The organism is Pseudarthrobacter sp. TE9888 (assembly GCF_056279345.1).
In genome coordinates this window covers 1,003,497-1,023,106 of record NZ_JBWBRD010000002.1, presented here as the reverse complement: position 1 = coordinate 1,023,106, position 19,610 = coordinate 1,003,497, and the positions used below count along the sequence as shown (strand labels likewise).

At 66.1% G+C, this 19,610-nt stretch carries 14 protein-coding genes; 4 read left to right on the top strand and 10 right to left on the bottom strand.

What is annotated here, in order from left to right; genetic code table 11:
• Positions 1–37 precede the first annotated feature (37 nt).
• Entirely contained in the window at positions 38–1,603 is a 1,566-nt protein-coding gene (locus tag ACZ9J7_RS05390; RefSeq protein ID WP_476207672.1) for a right-handed parallel beta-helix repeat-containing protein, read from the top strand.
• A gap of 83 nt (positions 1,604–1,686) precedes the next feature.
• On the opposite strand, the gene ACZ9J7_RS05385 is transcribed toward ACZ9J7_RS05390, so the two are convergent.
• From ACZ9J7_RS05385 to ACZ9J7_RS05350, 8 genes are read right to left on the bottom strand one after another with little or no spacing between them, the layout of a single operon-like run.
• A complete protein-coding gene (locus tag ACZ9J7_RS05385) occupies positions 1,687–3,087 on the bottom strand; it encodes an MFS transporter (protein ID WP_476207670.1) in 1,401 nt (466 codons plus the stop codon).
• 32 nt (positions 3,088–3,119) lie between these two features.
• Complete coding sequence (locus ACZ9J7_RS05380; protein ID WP_476207668.1) at positions 3,120–4,625, bottom strand: NAD-dependent succinate-semialdehyde dehydrogenase; 1,506 nt, start codon at positions 4,623–4,625, stop codon at positions 3,120–3,122.
• 23 nt (positions 4,626–4,648) lie between these two features.
• Entirely contained in the window at positions 4,649–5,452 is an 804-nt protein-coding gene (locus tag ACZ9J7_RS05375; protein ID WP_476207666.1) for an HpcH/HpaI aldolase family protein, read from the bottom strand.
• A complete protein-coding gene (gene hpaH / locus ACZ9J7_RS05370; protein WP_476207664.1) occupies positions 5,437–6,222 on the bottom strand; it encodes a 2-oxo-hept-4-ene-1,7-dioate hydratase in 786 nt (261 codons plus the stop codon). The genes ACZ9J7_RS05375 and hpaH overlap by 16 nt, the downstream gene beginning before the upstream one ends.
• 2 nt (positions 6,223–6,224) lie before the next feature.
• Positions 6,225–7,310, bottom strand: a complete 1,086-nt coding sequence (hpaD, locus tag ACZ9J7_RS05365; protein ID WP_476207662.1) for a 3,4-dihydroxyphenylacetate 2,3-dioxygenase — start codon at positions 7,308–7,310, stop codon at positions 6,225–6,227.
• A gap of 55 nt (positions 7,311–7,365) precedes the next feature.
• A complete protein-coding gene (gene hpaE / locus ACZ9J7_RS05360) occupies positions 7,366–8,877 on the bottom strand; it encodes a 5-carboxymethyl-2-hydroxymuconate semialdehyde dehydrogenase (RefSeq protein ID WP_476207660.1) in 1,512 nt (503 codons plus the stop codon).
• Positions 8,878–8,888: 11 nt separating this feature from the next.
• Positions 8,889–9,554 (bottom strand): GntR family transcriptional regulator, encoded by a 666-nt coding sequence (locus tag ACZ9J7_RS05355; RefSeq protein WP_476207658.1) that lies wholly within the window; start codon positions 9,552–9,554, stop codon positions 8,889–8,891.
• Complete coding sequence (locus ACZ9J7_RS05350) at positions 9,547–11,019, bottom strand: fumarylacetoacetate hydrolase family protein (RefSeq protein WP_476211802.1); 1,473 nt, start codon at positions 11,017–11,019, stop codon at positions 9,547–9,549. The genes ACZ9J7_RS05355 and ACZ9J7_RS05350 overlap by 8 nt, the downstream gene beginning before the upstream one ends.
• 224 nt (positions 11,020–11,243) lie before the next feature.
• Between ACZ9J7_RS05350 and ACZ9J7_RS05345 the strand changes: the two genes are divergently transcribed.
• Together ACZ9J7_RS05345 and betT are read left to right on the top strand one after the other, a co-directional pair.
• The gene (locus ACZ9J7_RS05345) at positions 11,244–13,142 is read left to right on the top strand and encodes an FAD-binding monooxygenase (RefSeq protein WP_476207656.1); all 1,899 of its coding nucleotides are present in this window, start codon (positions 11,244–11,246) and stop codon (positions 13,140–13,142) included.
• A 184-nt stretch (positions 13,143–13,326) separates the two neighbouring features.
• Entirely contained in the window at positions 13,327–15,561 is a 2,235-nt protein-coding gene (gene betT, locus ACZ9J7_RS05340; protein ID WP_476207654.1) for a choline BCCT transporter BetT, read from the top strand.
• 38 nt (positions 15,562–15,599) lie between these two features.
• On the opposite strand, the gene ACZ9J7_RS05335 is transcribed toward betT, so the two are convergent.
• Together ACZ9J7_RS05335 and ACZ9J7_RS05330 are read right to left on the bottom strand one after the other, a co-directional pair.
• Positions 15,600–16,454, bottom strand: coding sequence for a prephenate dehydratase (locus ACZ9J7_RS05335; RefSeq protein ID WP_476207652.1), 855 nt, complete (start codon positions 16,452–16,454; stop codon positions 15,600–15,602).
• Positions 16,455–16,505: 51 nt separating this feature from the next.
• Entirely contained in the window at positions 16,506–18,419 is a 1,914-nt protein-coding gene (locus ACZ9J7_RS05330; protein ID WP_476207650.1) for an amylosucrase, read from the bottom strand.
• 135 nt (positions 18,420–18,554) lie between these two features.
• Between ACZ9J7_RS05330 and ACZ9J7_RS05325 the strand changes: the two genes are divergently transcribed.
• Positions 18,555–19,607, top strand: coding sequence for a tartrate dehydrogenase (locus tag ACZ9J7_RS05325; protein ID WP_476207648.1), 1,053 nt, complete (start codon positions 18,555–18,557; stop codon positions 19,605–19,607).
• Positions 19,608–19,610 lie beyond the last annotated feature (3 nt).

The window sequence follows — 19,610 nt, the reverse complement described above, 5'->3', positions numbered from 1 at the left end:
GGTGCGCCATGAATCGACATACAAAGGAGTCATGTCCGTGAAAAACTCGAAGCGTGCAGCAATGGCCGTCGCCGGTGCCTGCGTGTTGGGGGCCCTGGGCGTCACAGCCCCTGCCCATGCGGCCCCCGTGGATCAAACGCAGGATTCTGCCCTGTCAGTGCTGGGTGCGCTGAAGGCGGCGCCGCCTGCGGGTGCCCACGCCTATTTCATCTCACCAACCGGAAATGACAGCAATCCTGGAACGAAGGATGCCCCCTTCAGGACCTTGATGAAGGCGCAGTCGGCGGCGGCTGCGGGAGACGTGGTCTACATCCGCGGCGGCACCTACAGCCAGTTCGACATCCCCGAAACCAACAACCCGTTCGAAGATGTTTACCACTACGTCAATGACATCAATAAGAGCGGGATCACTTATGCCGCATACCCTGGGGATCCCCGGCCCGTCTTTGATTTCAGCAACGTACCCACCGACCAGCGCGTTGCCGCGTTCTATGTGGAAACACAGGTCACCGACGTGAACTTCGTCGGATTCGATGTCACGGGCGTCAAGGTGGGCGACCAGAAGCAATCCGAGGCGTTCAGAATCGCCGGTGGTGCCAACTTCGTCAACATGGCTGCCCACGACAACGAGGCGATCGGGTTCTACTACACGCTGGACGGAACCGGGGTGGTACTGAACAGCGATGCGTACAACAACATCGGTCCCACCGCGAAGTCAGCCGGCAACACGGACGGGTTCGGTGCCCACGGAAAGAACGTCTGGTTCATTGGTGACAGGGCCTGGCACAACAGCGATGACGGCTTCGACAGCATCACTTCGCAAGGGCGGGTTACCTACGTCAATGACTGGTCTTTCGGCCACCACGGCAACCAGAACGGGGTGGGTGACCAGAACGGATTCAAGGTTGGGGGATATGCCTACCGCACCGACGGACTGCCCCAGCCCATCCCGCTGCACACCGTCATCAACTCCCTGGCCGCCGACAATGGCGCCAACAACTTCTATGCCAACCACCAGCCGGGCCAGTCGGCCTATTGGCTCAACAACACCGCCTACAAACCGGGCTACGGCGCCAACTTCAACATGCTGGAACGCGTAAGCCCCACAAGTGCGGACAACATTGCCGGGTACCGGGAAGTGCTGCACAACAATGTGGCCTACACCGGGGCGCTGACGTCCAACGACAACACTCCGGCAGAGAACGAAACGAACAATTCGTGGACGGTCAACGGTGGTCTTGCCATGGCTGCGGAAGACTTCCAAAGCCTCGACATGCAGCAACTCACCGCTCCCCGCACCCCGGACGGCGCCCTTCCCGATGTGTCGTTCCTGAAGCCGGTGGCCGGAAGCGAGCTTCAGAAGTATGGCCTGGGCTACCTTGCCGACAAGGGTGACAACTACGCAACCCTGCAGAAGCTCGTAGGTGTTTATGCCACTTCGGGTGACATCGACAACCAGGGCCTCAGGGACAGCCTCGTGAGCAAGCTCGAGGACCACGCCCTGGCAGCCTTCATCCAGGAGCTCAATGCCCAGTCGCAAAAGCAGATCAGCCGCTATGCCGCCGATACGTTGATTCTGGTGGCGAACGCCTTGACCAGCTAGGAGCTGCTCCACCGCTTGCGTTAAACAGCTGGCCGGGGCGCACTGTGCAAGTGCGCCCCGGCCAGCGGGCATCCTTGGCAGCCCTAGACCCGGCTGGTTGCCTCCACAACGCTTGCGGCCCCGGCCCGGCGCTTGTCGAACACCGTGGCGCCCACCTCCTGCTCCGCCTGGTTGTTGATGCCAAGGTCGATGCCTTTGCGCTCCCGGATGGCCAGGACGGCGCCCAGGGACACGACGGCCACAATCAGCAGGTAGACCGAGACGGACACCGTGGTGCCTGTGGCCTGGACCAGGGCGGTGGCGATCATCGGTGCGAAAGCCCCGCCAATGATGGCACCCAGAGCGTAGGAAATGGCCACACCGGAGAACCTGATGGATGCGGGGAAGAGCTCACTGTACAGGGCAGCCTGCGGGCCGTAGGTCAGGCCCAGGCCCACGGTGAACAGCGCCAGGCCCAGGAACAGCGCCCAGATGTTGCCGGTGTTGACCAGCCAGAAGAGCGGGAAGACCGTGGCGATCAGGCTGCCGTAACCGATGACGTAGGTCTTCTTCCGGCCGATGCTGTCTGCAAGGAAGCCGGCTGCCAGGGTGAAGATGAACCACAGGACGCCGGAGGCCGTGACGGCAAGCAGCACCTCGGTACGGTCCATGGCCAGGCCCTTCGGATTGGTGGCGTAGCTGAGGATGTACCCTCCGGTGGTCATGTAGCCGGCAGCATTGTTGCCGGCGAAAACCAGTGCGGCGATGATCACCAGCAGCCAGTGCTTCTTGAACAGTTCCACCACGGGCACCCGGGTCTGCTGCTTCTTCTGCGCGATTTCCTCGAACACCGGGCTTTCCTCCACGCTGCGGCGCACCACGAAGCCCACGATGATCAGCACGAAGCTGAGCAGGAACGGGATCCGCCAGCCCCACTGGACAAAGGCGGCACCGGGGGAGACGACGCCGGACATCAGCGCCAGGACTCCCGATGCGAGCAGCATGCCCAGGGGAACGCCGAGCTGCGGGAAGGAGCCGAACAGGCCGCGTTTGTTCCGCGGTGCGTGTTCCACCGCCATGAGGACGGCGCCGCCCCATTCGCCGCCCGCGGAGATGCCCTGCAGGATGCGCAGGAGCAGCAGGAGGATGGGAGCCACGATGCCCGCCGTCTCGAACGTGGGCAGGACGCCAATCAACGTCGTGGCGGCACCCATCATGATCAGGGTCAGGACCAGCATGGCGCGCCGGCCCAGCCGGTCGCCGAAGTGGCCCGCAAGGAAGGCCCCGAGCGGCCGGAAGAGGAAGCTCAGGCCCACGGACGCGAACGAGATCAGGATGCCGATGTCGTTGCCGGCGGGCTCGAAGAAGAGCTTGGCGAACACCAGGCCTGCGGCGTTGGCGTAGATGAAGAAGTCATACCACTCGATGGTGGTGCCGATGATCGTGGCGAATGCCACGCGGCGGTCCGTTGCCCGGCTGCGCTGCTGAAGCGGCAATGCACTCATGGTGTTTCCTTACTATGGGACACGTCGGTGTGTCAGTTGGCGTAGGGGTCTGCGATGCCGATGTATTGGGTGGTGGTGTATTCGGTGATGCCTTCGGAGCCGCCTTCGCGTCCCAGGCCTGAGTGTTTGACGCCGCCGAAGGGAGCTGCGGCGTTGGAAATGACGCCGGCGTTGAACCCGACCATGCCGAATTCGATCTGCTCGGCGACGCGGAGGAGTTTGTTGAAGTCGCGGCTGTAGAGGTAGGACGCCAGCCCGTACTCGGTGTTGTTGGCGAGCTTGATCGCGTCTTCCTCGGTGGTGAAGGTGGTGATGGGGGCGACGGGGCCGAAGATTTCCTGGCCCAGGATCGCGGCGTCGTTGGGGACGTTGGCCAGGACGGTGGGCTGGTAGAAGTAGCCGGGCCCGTCCACGGGGGCCCCGCCGGTGACGGCGACGGCACCGGCCTGGACGGCGTCGGTGACGAGGGTGTGGACGTCGTCGCGGGCGCCGGCGTCGATGAGGGGCCCGACGGTGGTGCCGGGGTCGGTGCCGCGGCCGGTGGTGAGGGCGCCCATGGCGGCGGCGAACTTGGCGGTGAACTCCTGCGCGACGGTTTCGTGGACGAGGAACCGGTTGGCGGCGGTGCAGGCCTCGCCCATGTTCCGCATCTTCGCCGCCATGGCACCGTCGACGGCGGCGTCGAGGTCTGCGTCCTCGAAGACAATGAACGGTGCATTGCCGCCGAGTTCCATCGAGGTCCGCAGGACGTTCTGGGCGGCGTCGGCCATCAGGCGTTTGCCGACCGGGGTGGACCCGGTGAAGGAGACCTTCCGCAGGCGGGAGTCCTTGAGCAGGGGCCCGGAGATCCCGGAGGCGGAGGAGGACGCGACGACGTTGAGGACCCCTGCGGGGAGGCCGGCGTCGAGCATTGTTTGCGCGAAGTACTGCGCGGTGAGCGGGGTGAGTTTGGCGGGTTTGAGGACCATGGTGCAGCCGGCGGCGATGGCGGGGGCGACTTTGCGGGTGGCCATGGCGAGGGGGAAGTTCCACGGGGTGATGAGCAGGCAGGGTCCAACGGGTTTGTGCTGGACGAGGATCTTGTTCTTGCCTTCGGGGGTGGTGAGGTAGCGGCCGTAGTCGTGGACGGCTTCTTCGGCGAACCAGCGCAGGAACTCCGCCCCGTAGGTGACCTCGCCGCGGGCCTCGGGGAGGGGTTTGCCCATTTCCAGGGTCATCAGCAGGGCGAAGTCCTCGGCCCGTTCGGTGACCAGGTCGAAAGCGCGGCGCAGGATCTCGGCCCGCACCCGGGGCGCGGTCCGCGCCCACGAGGCCTGGGCCGCGTCGGCCGCGTCCAAAGCCTTGATGGCGTCGGCGCTGGTGGCGGAGGCGAGGGTGGCGAGGACCTCCCCGGTGGCGGGATCGTGCACATCGAACGTGCCGCCGTCGGACGCCTCCACCCACTCACCATCGATCAAAAGACCAGTGGGCACGGAGGCAAGGAGCGTGGCTTCGCGCTCCGGTGTGAGGGCAGGGGGCAGCTCGGAAGTAACTGTCATGGGAAGTCCTTAGGAAGGGAAGGTCAGTAGCTGGCGGGGGCGTCGCCGCCGGCGGGTTTGATGTATTTTGCGGCGAGGGCTTCGGAGCCGCGGGCCAGGAGAGCGACGTCGGCTCCCACCAGGATGAAGTCGGCGCCGTTCGCGAGGTAGTGCTGGGCGGTGTCCGGGTTGAAGGCGTTCACCCCGGCGGGCTTTCCGGCCGCCCTCGCGGCGGACAGGCAGTGGTCGACGGCGGCACGCACCTCAGGGTGTTCCTGCTGTCCCAGCAGGCCCATGGAGGCGGCGAGGTCAGACGGGCCAATGAACACCGCGTCGACGCCGTCGACCTTGAGGATGTCCTCGACAGCCTCGACGGCAGCCGTGGATTCGATCTGGACGGTGACGCTGATGGTGTCGTTGGCGCGGGCCAGGTAGTCCGGGACCCGGTTCCAGCGGGCGGCGCGGGCCAGGGCTGAGCCCACCCCGCGGACACCCTGCGGCGGGTAGCGGGTGGCCGCCACCGCGGCTTCCGCCTCTGCCACCGAGTTGACCATGGGGACCAGCAGGTTCTGCACGCCGAGGTCCAGGTACTGCTTGATCACCACGGTGTCGTTGACGGGCGGCCGGACCAGGGTGTGGACCGGGTAGCCGTGGACGGCCTGGAGCTGGGCCAGGATGGATTCGAGCCCGTTGGGGCTGTGCTCGGCATCCACCAGGAGCCAGTCCAGGCCGGACCCGGCGCACAGTTCGGCGACCAGCGGGCTGCCGGAGCAGACCCACATGCCGGCGAGCGGGCGGTCCGCCTGGGCCAAGGCGGAGCGGAAGGTGTTCTCTACTCGAAACGGCATGTCACGCTCCCCAGGGGACCGTAGTCGGCGTGGACGGTATCGCCCTTGTAGACCCACATGGGCCGGGTAAAGGACCCGGCCAGGATGATGTCCCCGGCCTTCAGGGCGTCGCCGTGGGCGGCGATCTTGTTTGCGAGCCAGTGGACCCCGTTGGCGGGGTGGTCCAGGACGCCGGCGGCCACGCCGGTTTCCTCCACGGTCTGGTTCTTGTACAGGATGGCGGAGACCCAGCGCAGGTCCACGGCGTCCGGCTTGACGGGGTTGCCGCCGATCACCATGGCGCCCATCGCGGCGTTGTCGGAGATGGTGTCCACGATGGTCCGGCCCTCCATCTCGATCCTGGAATCCAGGATCTCGAGGGCCGGCACCACGTAGTCGGTGGCCTTCAGGACATCGAAGATGGTGACGCCCGGGCCCTTGAGCCCGTCCTTCAGGACGAACGCCAGCTCCACCTCCACGCGCGGGTGCGTGTACTTGTCCCACTCCACGGAACAGCCGGTGTCCAGCACCATGTCATCGAAGATGGCACCGTAGTCAGGTTCCGTTATGCCGGTGGCGGCCTGCATTGCCTTGGACGTGAGGCCGATCTTGCGCCCCACCAGGGTCCGGCCGGCGTCCTCGTTCCGGCGACGCCACAACTGCTGCACCGCGTAGGAGTCCTCCACCGTCATCTCTGGGTACCGGGCGGTCAGGCGGGGGACAGGGGTGCGGGTCCGGCCAGCCTCCACCAGCTCGTCCGCGATGGCCTCAATCGTCTTTGACTCAAGCATGGCTAGACCTGCACTCCCAGCTTGAAGCCGGTCCGGTCGCCCTCGGCGGAGCCTTCCTTGCGGGTGTAGGAGAAGCCGTCGGCGCCCACGGTCACGGCCATCTCGGACTTTTCCTCGCGGACGATGACCGGCTGCGGGTTGCCGTCCAGGTCCAGGACCAGGGAGGCCTCGGTGTACCAGGACGGGACCACGGGGTTGCCCCACCAGTCGCGGCGCTGGTTGTCGTGGACGTCCCAGGTGATGGTGGGGTTGTCGGGGTCACCGGTGTAGTAGTCCTGGGTGTAGATCTCGATGCGGTGGCCGTCCGGGTCGAGGATGTACAGGTAGAAGGCGTTGGAGACGCCGTGCCGGCCGGGGCCGCGTTCGATCCGGTCGCTGATGCGCAGGGCGCCCATTTTGTCGCAGATCTGGATGATGTTGTGCTTCTCGTGCGTGGCGAAGGCTACGTGGTGCATGCGGGGTCCGTTGCCGCCGGTGAGGGCGGTGTCGTGGACGGTCTGCTTGCGGTGCATCCATGCGGCGTACGTGACGCCGTCGGAGTCCTTGATGTCCTCGGAGACGCGGAAGCCCAGGTCCTCCAGGTATTTGCGGCCCTTGGGGACGTCCGGGGTGACCTGGTTGAAGTGGTCAAGGCGGACCAGCTCGCCGGCGGAGTAGAGGTCGTAGCGCTGGGTGAGGCGTTCCACGTGCTCCACCTCGTAGAAGAACTCGTAAGGGAAGCCCAGCGGGTCCTCCACGCGGACCGAGTCGCCGACGCCCTTGGTGAAGCCTTCCTTGCGGCGCTCCACCCGGCAGCCGAGTTCCTTGTAGTAGGCCTCGGCGGCATCCACCTCGGCGGGGGACTTCACGCGATAGGCGAAGGCGGCGACGGCGGCGACCGGTCCCTTGCGCAGCACCAGGTTGTGGTGGATGAACTCCTCAAGGGAGCGCAGGTAGATGTTGTTATCGTCCTCTTCGGTGACATGCAGGCCGAGGACGTCCACGTAGAACTCGCGGGACTTGGCGAGGTCCGTGACCACGATTTCCATGTACGCGCAGCGGACGATGTCCGGTGCCGGGACGGTGGGGGTGGGGACGAAGTTGGTCATTGGAGTCTCTCTTCTTTGAAAGGGGGGCGTGGAAAGTACGACGGCGGCCGGTTGGCTAAGCGCCGAATTTGGGGGTGTGGACGGTGCCGAGCGTGATGTGCACGGCCTGCTGGTCGGTGTAGAAGTCGATGGAGCGGTAACCGCCCTCGTGGCCCAGGCCCGAGGCCTTGACGCCGCCGAACGGGGTGCGCAGGTCGCGGACGTTGTGGCTGTTCAGCCACACCATGCCGGCTTCGACGTTCTGGGAGAAGTTGTGAGCGCGGGTCAGGTTCTGGGTCCAGATGTACGCAGCCAGGCCGTATTTGGTGTTGTTCGCAAGGGTGAGGGCCTCGTCGTCGTTCTCGAACGGGGTGATCGCCACGACCGGTCCGAAGATTTCCTCCTGGAAGATCCGGGCGTCGGGGGCGACGTCGGCAAACACCGTAGGTGCGATGTAGTTGCCTTCGGGCAGGTGGCCGGGGCGGCCGCCGCCGGCCAGGAGCCGGCCCTCGGACTTGCCGATCTCCACGTAGGATGCCACCTTCTCGTAGTGCTCCGGGTGGACCAGGGCGCCCACCTGGGTCTTGGGGTCGTGGGGATCGCCCACCACGATGTTCTTGGCCCGGGCGGCGTACTTTTCGCAGAATTCGTCGTAGATGGCGCGCTCCACCAGGATGCGGGAGCCGGCCGTGCAGCGCTCGCCGTTGAGGGAGAAGACGCCGAACAGGGCGGAATCGATGGCGGCGTCCAGGTCTGCATCGGCAAAAACGACGCAGGGGGACTTGCCGCCGAGCTCCATGGAGAGGCCCTTGAGGTTGGTGGCGGCGTTGCGGAAGATCGTCTGGCCGGTGGTGGTCTCGCCGGTGAAGGAGATCAGCGGGACGTCCGGGTGCTTGACCAGGGCGTCGCCGGCTTCCTCGCCCAGGCCGTTGACCAGGTTGAAGACGCCATCGGGCAGCCCGGCATCCTTGAAGATGGTGGCCCACAGGGAGGCGGAGAGCGGGGTGAACTCGGCCGGCTTGAGGACCACGGTGTTGCCGGTGGCCAGCGCAGGGGCCAGCTTCCAGGACTCGAGCATGAACGGGGTGTTCCACGGGGTGATCAGTCCGGCCACGCCGATCGGCTTGCGGTTCACGTAGTTGATCTGCGAGCCGGGAACCTTCATGGCGTCGTCGAACTGGGCCACGATGAGGTCCGCGAAGAAGCGGAAGTTCTCGGCGGCGCGGAGGGCCTGGCCCTTGGCCTGGGTGATCGGCAGGCCGGTATCGAAGGTTTCCAGTTCTGCCAGGCGTGCTTCCTGGGCTTCGACGGCGTCGGCGATCTTGTTCAGGACGCGGGCACGCTCCCGCGGTTTCATCTTCGGCCAGGGGCCATTCACGAACGCTTCGCGGGCGGCGGCGACGGCGAGGTCGATGTCCTCCTTCTGGCCGGCGGCTGCGGTGGCGTAGTTCCGGTTGGAGACCGGGTCCAGGACGTCGAAGGTCTTGCCGCCCACGGAATCGACGAACTGGCCGTTGATGTAGTGCTGGATGTGGGTGGGCAGGTCCTCGGGGACGTAGTGCTTGGCGGTTTCTACTGAGGTCGTCATCGTTGAAGTCCTTACTGGTGCTTTGCTTGGGCGAGATATGCGTCAAGGGTTGCCGAGCGGTGGAGCCTGGCGGCTTTTTCGATCTGCTCTGCGTCGGCTCCGGTTTCGATGAGCTTCAGCAGGTTTTCGTGCTCGTCCACGGAGTCGCGGGCGCGGCCCGGGACGAAGCGGAACGTGGAGGACCGGATGGCTGCGAGCCGGTTCCAGCCGCGGTGCACCAGATCCAGGATGTGCGGGTTGGGGCAGTGCTCGAACAGGACGCTGTGGAAGTCCTGGTTGAGCTGCGTGAAGCGGACCGGATCGAAGTGGTCCAGGCACGTCCGCATCTCTTCGTTCACGGCCCGGGCCCGGGCCACGGCCGCGGGGTCGATCAGCGGGGCGGACAGTGCGGTGGCTGCGCCTTCCACGATGCTGAGGGTCTGCATGGTGTAGAGGTACTCGGTGGGGTCGATGCCGGCGACGGTGGCGCCCACGTTGCGTTCGAAGGTCACCAGGCCTTCGGCTTCGAGCCGGCGGATGGCTTCGCGGACGGGGACCACGCTGAACCCGAGGTCCTTGGCGATGGAGCCGAGGACCAGCCGGTAGCCGGGGGTGTAGGTGCCTTCGACGATCCGGGCCTTGACGGCCTGGTAGGCCTGCTCGGACTTGCTGCCGGCGACCATGATGGCCTCAGTCATTGTGGTTTCCTGCTTCCCACTCCTGGTACCGGGCCTGCCATTCGGAGTTCATGGGGTAGAGGCCGTCAACGCTGTTGCCCTGCTTGACCATCTCGAAGATGAAGGTTTCTTCCTGCTCCTGCTGGATGCAGTCGGCCACCAGTTCTTCGGCGATGGCCGGGGGGATCACCAGGATGCCGTCGGAGTCGGCCACGATGATGTCGCCGGGCTGGACGGTGGCGCCGCCGCAGGCGATGGTGATGTCGGTGTCCCACGGGATGTGGCGGCGGCCCAGCACGGCGGGATGCGGGTTGGCGAAGTAGGTGGGCATCTCCAGGCCGGCCACGGCGGAGTAGTCGCGGACGCCGCCGTCGGTGATGATGGCCGCGGCGCCACGGACCTGGGCGCGGAGGGCCAGGATGTCGCCCACGGTACCGGTTCCTTTTTCACCGCGGGCTTCCATCACCAGGATTTCGCCTTCATTGACGGAATCGATGGCCTTCTTCTGGGCGTTGAAGCCGCCGCCGTGGGTCTTGAACAGGTCCTCCCGGTTGGGGACGTAGCGGAGGGTGCGGGCCAGGCCCACCACGCGGCGGTCCGGGCGGGTGGCCTGCAGCCCGTCGATGCTGACGTTGTTAAGGCCGCGCTTGCGCATCTGGGAGGACAGGGTGGCGGTGGCGACCGACTCGAGCTTGGCTTTCAGTTCCGGGGTGAGGACGGGTTCGACGGCGGCGAGGCCCGCTGCTTCACGGGAGCCGTAGGCTTCCTCCCGCTGCAGGTCATCGGCCTTGGGCCGGGCACCAAAGTCCGCGAACGCCGTCGTGCCTTCCACCACGGTCGTGGCCAGCCGCCCGGTGGACAGGCCGCCGTCCACCGTCTCCACTTCCACTTCCAGTACGTCGCCCGGCTTTGCGACCGAGGCGCCGGCCGGGGTGCCGGTGAGGATGATGTCGCCCTCCTCGAGGGTGAGGAGCTGGGAGAGGTCCGCCACGAGCCGGGCGAACGGGAAGAGCAGGTCTTCGGTGGTGTCGTCCTGGACCAGATCGCCGTTGTGCCAGGTGCGGATGCGCAGTTTGGCGGGGTCGACGGCGTCTGCCGGGATCAGTGCCGGGCCCACCGGGGTGAACCCGTCGCCGCCCTTGGAGCGGAGGTTGGAGCCCTTGTCGGCGTAGCGGAGGTCGTACACGCCAAGATCGTTGCTGGCGGTGACGGCTGCAACGTGGCTCCAGGCGTCCCCGATCGAAACGCGGCGGGCGGCCTTGCCGATCACCAGGGCGATCTCGCCCTCGTAGCCAAGCAGTTCGCAGCCGGCGGGCCGCTCCACGGGGCTTCCGCCCAGGGCCAGCGAGCTGGAAGGCTTGAGGAAGTAGGACGGCTGCGCCGGGGTGCGGCCCCGCTGTGCCGCCCGGCTGGGGTAGTTGATGTGCACCGCGATCACCTTGCGTGCTGCCGCCAGGGTGTCGCCGTTGACCTGCTCCAAAGCCATCTCCTCATCAGGTACGAAATCGTATACGATCACTATCACCCATCCGGCGCGGGTCGTCAACCCCTTATTTTCCGGGCTTTTGGCGGCCGGCCCGACGGCACTTGTCGCCCGGATCACATCGAGCGTACAGTTGATGCCAAGCTTTAATTTTCGATTATCGAACCTTGTGTTCTCATATAGAACACGTTTAGCGATTGCCATCCACAACGAAGTGAGGAAAGCCCGTGCAGTTCCACCACCACGGATACGTATCCGGTGACCCGCGTGTCCAGCCGGCAGCCGGCGTCGGCCTTAACCGCCCCGAGGAACTTCCCGACGAAGTGGACGTCCTCATCGTGGGTACCGGCCCCGCCGGCATGCTCGCTGCGGCCCAGCTGTCCATGTTCCCCAACGTGACCACCCGCATCGTCGAGCGCCGCCCCGGCCGGCTCGCGATCGGGCAGGCAGACGGAATCCAGGCGCGCAGCGTGGAGACCTTCCAGGCCTTCGGCTTCGCGGAGCGGATCATCGCCGAGGCGTACCGCATCACCGAGATGGCCTTCTGGAAGCCGGATCCCGCCAACCATGCGAACATCATCCGGTCTGCCCGGGCCGTGGATGACGAGATGGGCATCAGCGAATTCCCGCACCTGATCGTCAACCAGGCCCGCGTGCTGGACTACTTCGCGGAGTACATGGCCAACGCTCCCACCCGGATGAAGCCTGACTACGGCTACGACTTCCAGGGCCTCACGGTGACCGGTGAGGGCGATTACCCGGTGACGGTGACGCTGCGGCACACCTCGGGCCCGAATGAAGGCCAGGACCGCGTTGTCCGCGCGAAGTACGTCGTGGGCGCGGACGGTGCGCGCAGCAAGGTGCGCCAGGCCATCGGCTGCACCCTCGCCGGCGACCAGGCCAACCATGCCTGGGGCGTCATGGACGTGCTCGCCGTCACCGACTTCCCGGACATCCGGACCAAGTGCGCCATCCAGGGTGCCGAAGGCAGCATCCTGCTGATCCCGCGCGAAGGCGGCCACCTCTTCCGCATGTACGTGGACCTGGGCGAAGTGGACCCGGCCAGCCAGCACTCGGTCCGTGAGACCACCATCGAGCAGATCATCGCCAAGGCCAACGCGATCCTCCACCCCTACACGCTGGACGTCCGGAACGTCGCATGGCACAGCGTGTACGAGGTGGGCCACCGGCTAACGGACCGGTTCGACGACGTCCTGCCGGGTGAGCGCGGCACGCGCACCCCGCGGGTGTTCATCACCGGCGACGCCTGCCACACCCACAGCGCCAAGGCCGGCCAGGGCATGAACGTGTCCATGCAGGACGGCTTCAACATCGCCTGGAAGCTGGGCCACGTGCTGGAGGGCCGCAGCCCCGAGAGCCTGCTCACCACGTACTCCGAGGAACGCCAGGTGGTGGCCAGGAACCTCATCGACTTCGACAAGGAATGGTCCACCATGATGGCCAAGAAGCCGGAGGAGTTCGAGCACCCCTCCGACCTCGAGGACTTCTACGTACAGACCGCGGAATTCCCTGCCGGGTTCATGACCCAGTACACGCCGTCCCTGATTGTGGGCAGCAGCGAGCACCAGGACCTGGCCGCAGGATTCCCCGTGGGCAAACGCTTCAAGTCCGCGCCCGTGGTCCGCGTGGGGGACACCAACCCGCTCCATCTGGGCCACCACGCCACCGCTGACGGCCGCTGGCGGATCTACGTCTTCGCCGACCCCGCGCTTCCCGGTACCAATTCGGCCACCGACAAGCTTGCCGCCTGGTTCACGGACTCCCCGGAGTCCCCGCTGGCCGCCACCCCTTCCGGCGCCGACCCGGATGCGTGGTTCGACCTGAAGGTCATCTACCAGCAGCCACACACCGCCGTCGACATCAAGGCCGTTCCCGCAGCCTTCAAGCCCCTGGTGGGCCCGTTCAAGCTCACCGACTACGAGAAGGTGTACGCCACCGATCCGAAGGCCGACATCTTCGACCTTCGCGGCGTGGACCGGTCCGGGGCGGTGGTGGTGGTCCGTCCGGACCAGTACGTGGCCAACGTGCTGCCGCTGACGGCAACCGCGGAACTCGGTGCGTTCTTCGCACCCCTGCTGACCGCCCGGCAGGCCCAAAAGGTGTAGGTGCCGCCCTCCCGGTCCCGCTCCGCCTGGCCCCGGCCCGGAGGCCGTGTACTACCATTGGCATGCAGCCCGCACGGCGAGTGCCCTTCTGTGCACGGCCTCCCTCCTTTCCCGGACCGGGGTCTCCTGCGGCCACCCGACACGGGTGCCCGGCCGGCCCGCTGCCGATCGGAGGAGGACTTCATTGGCCGAAGAAAACGCACGCCACCCAGGGGACCAGCAGCCGACGGCGATTGTTCAACGCAGCCAGCTGGGCGGGACCGAGCGGCGGCGCCCTGCCCCTGACGGGGAAAACCGCGCACCCGTCTCCAGCAGCGAACTAAGCAAGGCTCCCGGCGAGCTCGTCGAACAACCCAAGCCCAGGGTCAACTGGCGGGTGTTCATCATTTCATCGGCCATCATTTTGGCGTTCTCGGCTTGGGCGATGCTGGTGCCGGCGAACGCCCAATCCACCATGAAATCCGTGGTGGCCTGGATCGCAACCAACCTTGGCTGGTTCTATGTCCTCACCGTCACCGTCGTGATCGGATTCGTCCTGTGGGTGGCGCTGTCCAAGGAAGGGAAGGTCCGGCTGGGACCGGACCACTCCAGGCCCCAATACAAACTCTTCACCTGGGTGGCCATGCTGTTCGCGGCCGGAGTGGGCATCGACATGCTCTTTTACTCCGTCACCGGCCCCATCACCCAATACGTGAAGCCCCCGTCAGGCGAGGGGCAGACCGCGGCAGCAGCCCAGGACGCCGTGGTGTGGACCATGTTCCACTACGGTATCGCCGGCTGGGCAATGTACTCGCTCCTTGGCATGGCCATGGGGTATTTCGCCTACCGGTGGGGCATGCCGCTCTCCATCCGCGCAGCCCTGTACCCGCTCCTGGGAAAACGCGTCCGCGGGGGAGTGGGCGACACCATCGATGTCGTCACCCTGGTAGGCACCGTCTTCGGTGTGGCCACATCCATGGGCATCGGCGTTGTCCTGCTCAATGTCGGATTTTCCATCCTGTTCGGCCTGCCGGAGGGCCTGGCGCTGCAGATCGCCCTGGTGGTTGTCGCCGTCGTCCTCACCGTGGCGGCCTGCACCTCAGGGGTGGATAAAGGCATCCGCTGGATCTCCGAACTGAACATCTGGAGTGCCGCGGCCATGCTGCTGTACATCCTGGTGACGGGCCAGACGTCCTTCCTGCTCAACTCGATGGTGGAAAACATCGGCCGGTTCCTGTTCACCCTGCCCGACCGCACCCTGCAGACGTTCGCCTATGAGGACGGGGGCTCGCAATGGATGGCCAGCTGGACGCTCTTCTTCTGGGCGTTCTGGCTGGCATGGGGGCCGTTTGTGGGGCTGTTCCTGGCGCGCATTTCCCGTGGGCGGACCCTCCGGGAATTCGTGATTGCCGCCATCACCGCACCGGTGCTCTGCGACTTCCTGATCGTGAGCATCTTCGGCAACAGCGCCATGCATGAGGTCCTGGGCGGCAACACAGAGTTCGCCCGGCTCGCCATGGCCAGCCCGGAGGAGGGCTGGTATGCCCTCTTGAACATGTTCCCCGGAGCGGGCTTCCTGATCGGGCTGGGCACGCTGTCCGGCATGCTGTTCTACCTCACCAGCGCCAACTCCGGCGCCATGGTCATGTCCAACTTTTCGTCCACCATTCCCGACCCGGCACAGGACGGCGCCAAGTGGCTGCGCATTTTCTGGGCTGTCCTGACTGCGCTGCTGACCATCGCCATGCTGGTGGCCGGCGGCGTCACCACCATGGAGTATGCAACCCTGATCTTTGCCCTCCCGGTGACCGTCATCGCGTGGCTCGTGATGGCATCGTTCTCCAAGGCGCTGAGGATGGAGCGGGCCGAACGGGAAGGGCAGGTCCTTCGACGGCAGTCCACCGCTGCCCACGGCGGCCAGGTGCCCGACCGCACGTGGCGGCAGCGGCTGGCCGGCATGCGCGCCTACCCCTCCAGGAAGCAGGTGGCCCTCTTCATGGAGGAGACGGTGCAGCCGGCGCTCGCCGATGTAGTGAAGGAGTTCACCAAGCAGGGCTACCACGCCACCCTGGACCTGCTGCCAAATCCGCACACGGGTATTTCCAGCCATGCGTTGGTGGTCAGCATCCCCGGGCACCGGGACTTCCATTACCAGGTGCAGGCCGTTGAAGCGCCGGTGCCGATGTTTGGCGGCCGCATGTCCCGGCAGACGGATGTCTATTACCGGGTCGAGGTATTCGCCCAGACCGGCTCGGAAGGCTACGACCTGATGGGATTGTCCCACCAGCAGGTAATCGACGACGTCCTGGACCGGTATGAAGCGCATCTGGGCTTCCTCACATACTCAACCCAGCACGATTACGCGTCTGTGCTCACCCCGCCGATGTCCACGGCAAGCACGGCAGTGGTGGAACCCGACGGCGGCGCGCGCCGGGAGTAACGCCGCGTCTCCCGCTGTGGCGTCGCGGGATCGCGGGGTCAGGCGGTGGCGGCTGCGGCCCGGTAGTCGGCCGCGGCGTACACGCCGAGGATCCGCACCTCGGTGGTGAAGAAGTCCAGTTCCTCGAGGGCCAGCTTCAGCGGCAGGTCCTCGGGGTGGCCTTCGACGTCGGCCATGAACATGGTGGCGGCAAATTCGTTGCCCACCATGTAGCTTTCCAGCCGGGTCATGTTCACGCCGTTGGTGGCGAAACCACCCAGTGCCTTGTACAGGGCGGAGGGGACGTTGCGCACGCGGAACACAAAGCTGGTGACCGCGGGACCGGGAAGTTCGTCCTTTGCCGGAAGCGCCTTTTCGCGGGCCAGGACCACGAAGCGGGTGGTGTTGGAGGGGTCGTCCTCCACCCGCGAGGCCAGGACCTCCAGGCCGTAAATCTCTGCGGCCAGCGGGGGAGCCAGGGAGAGCTTGCGGGGATCGTTCCACTCCGCCACCTCCCTGGCCGAACCGGCGGTGTCGCCCGCGATAACGGGCTTGAGGCCGTGCTCGCGGATCAACTTCCGGCACTGGCCCAGCGCGTGGATGTGGCTGTGGACCTCCGAGGCGCCTTCAATGGTGCTGCCCGGGATGCCCAGCAGGTCGAAATGGATGGGCAGGAAGTACTCGCCCACGATCTGCAGGTTGGACTGCGGCAGCAGGATGTGGATATCCGCCACCCGCCCGGCGATCGAGTTCTCGATGGGGATCATGGCGAGCTCCGCCTCACCGCTAGCCACCAGCTCAAAGGCATCCTCGAAGCTGGCGCACGGCACGCTTTCCATGTCCGGGAACATTTGCTGACACGCGATGTTGGAGTTGGCGCCGGGCTCACCCTGGTACGCAATCTTGGAGGCCATGATCCGTATGGTTTCACGCCCCGGTGCCAGGTCCCAATCGCAGGCTCCCGATTACCGCGGCGTGACGCGCAGCCAGAGGTATTGCCGGGGGAGGAGGGTGACGCCGTCGTCCAGCTGCATGGCTGCTTCGGAGAGAAGGTCGACGGCGGCAGGGGAGACGCCGCCGAACGTTTCCGCCGGGAGGGTCTGGGCGGAGTCGCTGAAGTTGGCCAGGGCCAGGATGGTGGGACCGTCCTCCGTCGCGCCCGGCCGCTGGTAGCCGAGCACTGCGCGGTTGTTGGTGCCGAAATCGATCAGCCTGGTCCCCGCCAGTTCCGGTGTGCTGGTCCGGACCTCGATCATCCGCCGCAGCCCCGCATACACTGCTCCTTCCGGCGTGGACGGGTCTGTCCTGCGGGCGTACTGGTCCGCGGGGAAGTGCGGCCGGTGCACCCACCGGCTGTCCGCGTCGTGTCCCGGCTCCGATGCGTAGGCGTAGTCGTTGACCTGCCCCACTTCGTCGCCCAGGTACAGCAGCGGGACGCCGCCGGTACTGAAGGGCACCGAGTGGGCCAGAAGGATCCGTTCCACCGCCTCAGCCGGGTCAACCTCCATGCCGCACAGGGACGCCGTCGTGCCTGAAATCCGGCAGTCGCCGGTCTTGGGGTTGTCCTGGAAGGGGACGCCGCGGGCGAAGCTGCCGGGGAAACGGTTGACGTAGAAGGAGTTCAGGAAGCGGCGGTGGTCGAAGCCGTTGATGCCCAGTTCTGCCGCGTCCTCGTCCGCGAAGGTCCAGCCGATATCGTCATGGCTGCGGACGTAGTTCACCCACGCCGTGCCGTCCGGGATGTTGTGCCGCCGGTGCAGGGCCTGGGACAGGAGCGAGACATCCCGCGTGGCCAGGGATTCCCAGATGAGTGCCATTTGCAGCGGGTTGTAGGAGAGCTGGCATTCCTTGCGGTCGATGTAGAGCGCCACCTCGTCCGGGTGCACGATGGCCTCGGACTTGAACAGCAGGGCCGGCGCCGCCAGCCGGCACACCGCGTTGAACGCCCGCAGCAGCGTGTGCGCCTGCGGCAGGTTCTCGCAGGGGGTACCCAGCTGCTTCCAGATGAACGCCACCGCATCCATCCGCAGGATGTCCACGCCCTGGTTGGCAAGGAACAGCATCTCGGCAGCCATGGCCCGGAAGACCTCCGGGTTGGAGTAGTTCAGGTCCCACTGGTAGGTGTGGAACGTAGCCCAGACCCACCGGCCGTCCTCCATCCTGATAAAGGATCCGGGGTGGTTTTCCGGGAAGATCTCGCGGACATCCGCCTCGAAGGCGTCCGGCATGGTCCGGTCCGGGAAGATCCAGTAGTAGCCGCTGTACTCCGGATCGCCTGCGGCAGCCTTGCGGGCCCACTCGTGCTCGTCCGAAGTGTGGTTGAAGATGAAGTCCACCACCAGGCTGATGCCGTTGTCCCTTAGTTCCGCTGCCAGGGAGCGCAGCTGCTCCATGGTGCCCAGCTTTGGGTTGACCTCACGGTAGCTCGAAACCGCATAGCCGCCATCCGAGTGTGGTTCGGGCGCCAGGAACAACGGCATGAGGTGCAGGTAGGTCAGGCCCAGTTCCTTGAAATAGGGGATGCGGGCGCGAATCCCCTCCAGGCTTTCCGCGTACCGGTCCACGTAGCAGACGCCGCCGAGCATCCTGTTGGACTGGAACCAGTCCGGGTCCGCCTCCCGTTCGGCGTCCAGGGCCTTCAGCTCCTGCGGGCGTTCCTGCCAGGAAGCCGCGCTCTGCACCACCAGCGCGGACAGCTGCTCCAGCCAGTCCGTCCGGTCACCGTACAGGGAATGGAAGAGGCTGCGGAGCGTGGGAAAGTGCCCGGTGAAGCGGCGGTCGAAGTCCGGGTCGGGGAGCAGCCCCCGGCCACGCTCAGCCGCCAGCACTGCCAGGACATGCCGCCGGGCCTCTTCGTCCTCGTTGACGAATTCCTGCATGGCCACCTGCCCCTTCAAAACATCCCGCCGGAACATCCGGCGCGCTTGTACGGAAGTATTCCACGTCACACCCGGATACCCGGCCGCTGCCTCTAAGCTTTACGCACCGCACAAACCACGAATGATTGGACAGCCATGGCCCGCACCTACACCATCGATTCGATTCCCGGTGACGGCATCGGCGTGGATGTCACCGAGGTGGCCATGGGGTGCGTGGATGCCGTGGCCGGGCTGCATGGCTTCACCGTCAACTGGCGCGTCCGTGACTGGAACAGCGGCCTCTACGTCAGAACCGGCCGGATGATGCCCGTTGACGGCATCGAGCAGCTCGGGAGCGGGGACGGGATCTACCTGGGCGCGGTGGGCACCCCCGACGTCCCCGACGACGTGACGTTGTGGGGACTGCTGATTCCCATCCGCCGGGAGTTCGACCAGTACGTCAACCTCCGCCCCATGAAGCTGCTGCCCGGGGTCAAGGGAGCGATGCCGGGCCTCGAGGACCTCGACATCGTGGTGGTCCGGGAAAACGTTGAAGGCGAGTACTCGCAGATCGGCGGCCGTTTCGGTGCGGGGACGGACGCTGAATTCGCCGTTCAGGAGAGCGTCTTCACCAAAGCCGGCATCAGCAGGGTGGCCCGCTACGCGGCAGAGGCCGCCACGAACCGGGGCGGCATCCTGGTCTCGGCCACCAAATCCAACGGCATCATCCACACCATGCCGTTCTGGGACGAAGTGGTGGCCCGGACGGTGGAACAGTTCCCCGGCGTCACGGTGGACAAGGTGCTCATCGATGCGCTCGCGGCCCGGCTGGTCATGAAGCCCACCAGCGTACGGACCATCGTCGCATCCAACCTGTTCGGAGATATCCTGTCCGACCTCGTCGCCGGAGTGGCCGGTTCCATCGGCATCGCCCCGAGTGCCAACCTGAACCCCGAGCGCCGGCACCCCTCGATGTTCGAGCCCGTCCATGGCTCCGCCCCGGACATCGCCGGCAAGGGCATCGCCAACCCGGTCGGCGCGCTCTGGGCTGCGGCCATGATGCTGGACCATCTGGGCGAGGCGGAGGCCGCCCGGTCCCTGACCGGCGCTTTCGAATCGGCGCTGGCAGACGGCATCGCCACACCGGACCTGGGCGGCTCGGCCACCACGCTGGAATTCGCGCAGGAGGTGCGGGCCCGGCTGCGCTAGCCG

Coding starts and splice junctions, on each gene's coding strand:
- ACZ9J7_RS05385 (WP_476207670.1), bottom strand. CDS start 3,087: ATGAGTGCATTGCCGCTTCAGCAGCGCAGCCGGGCAACGGACCGCCGC.
- ACZ9J7_RS05380 (WP_476207668.1), bottom strand. CDS start 4,625: ATGACAGTTACTTCCGAGCTGCCCCCTGCCCTCACACCGGAGCGCGAA.
- ACZ9J7_RS05375 (WP_476207666.1), bottom strand. CDS start 5,452: ATGCCGTTTCGAGTAGAGAACACCTTCCGCTCCGCCTTGGCCCAGGCG.
- hpaH (WP_476207664.1), bottom strand. CDS start 6,222: ATGCTTGAGTCAAAGACGATTGAGGCCATCGCGGACGAGCTGGTGGAG.
- hpaD (WP_476207662.1), bottom strand. CDS start 7,310: ATGACCAACTTCGTCCCCACCCCCACCGTCCCGGCACCGGACATCGTC.
- hpaE (WP_476207660.1), bottom strand. CDS start 8,877: ATGACGACCTCAGTAGAAACCGCCAAGCACTACGTCCCCGAGGACCTG.
- ACZ9J7_RS05355 (WP_476207658.1), bottom strand. CDS start 9,554: ATGACTGAGGCCATCATGGTCGCCGGCAGCAAGTCCGAGCAGGCCTAC.
- ACZ9J7_RS05350 (WP_476211802.1), bottom strand. CDS start 11,019: ATGGCTTTGGAGCAGGTCAACGGCGACACCCTGGCGGCAGCACGCAAG.
- ACZ9J7_RS05335 (WP_476207652.1), bottom strand. CDS start 16,454: ATGGCCTCCAAGATTGCGTACCAGGGTGAGCCCGGCGCCAACTCCAAC.
- ACZ9J7_RS05330 (WP_476207650.1), bottom strand. CDS start 18,419: ATGCAGGAATTCGTCAACGAGGACGAAGAGGCCCGGCGGCATGTCCTG.
- ACZ9J7_RS05325 (WP_476207648.1), top strand. CDS start 18,555: ATGGCCCGCACCTACACCATCGATTCGATTCCCGGTGACGGCATCGGC.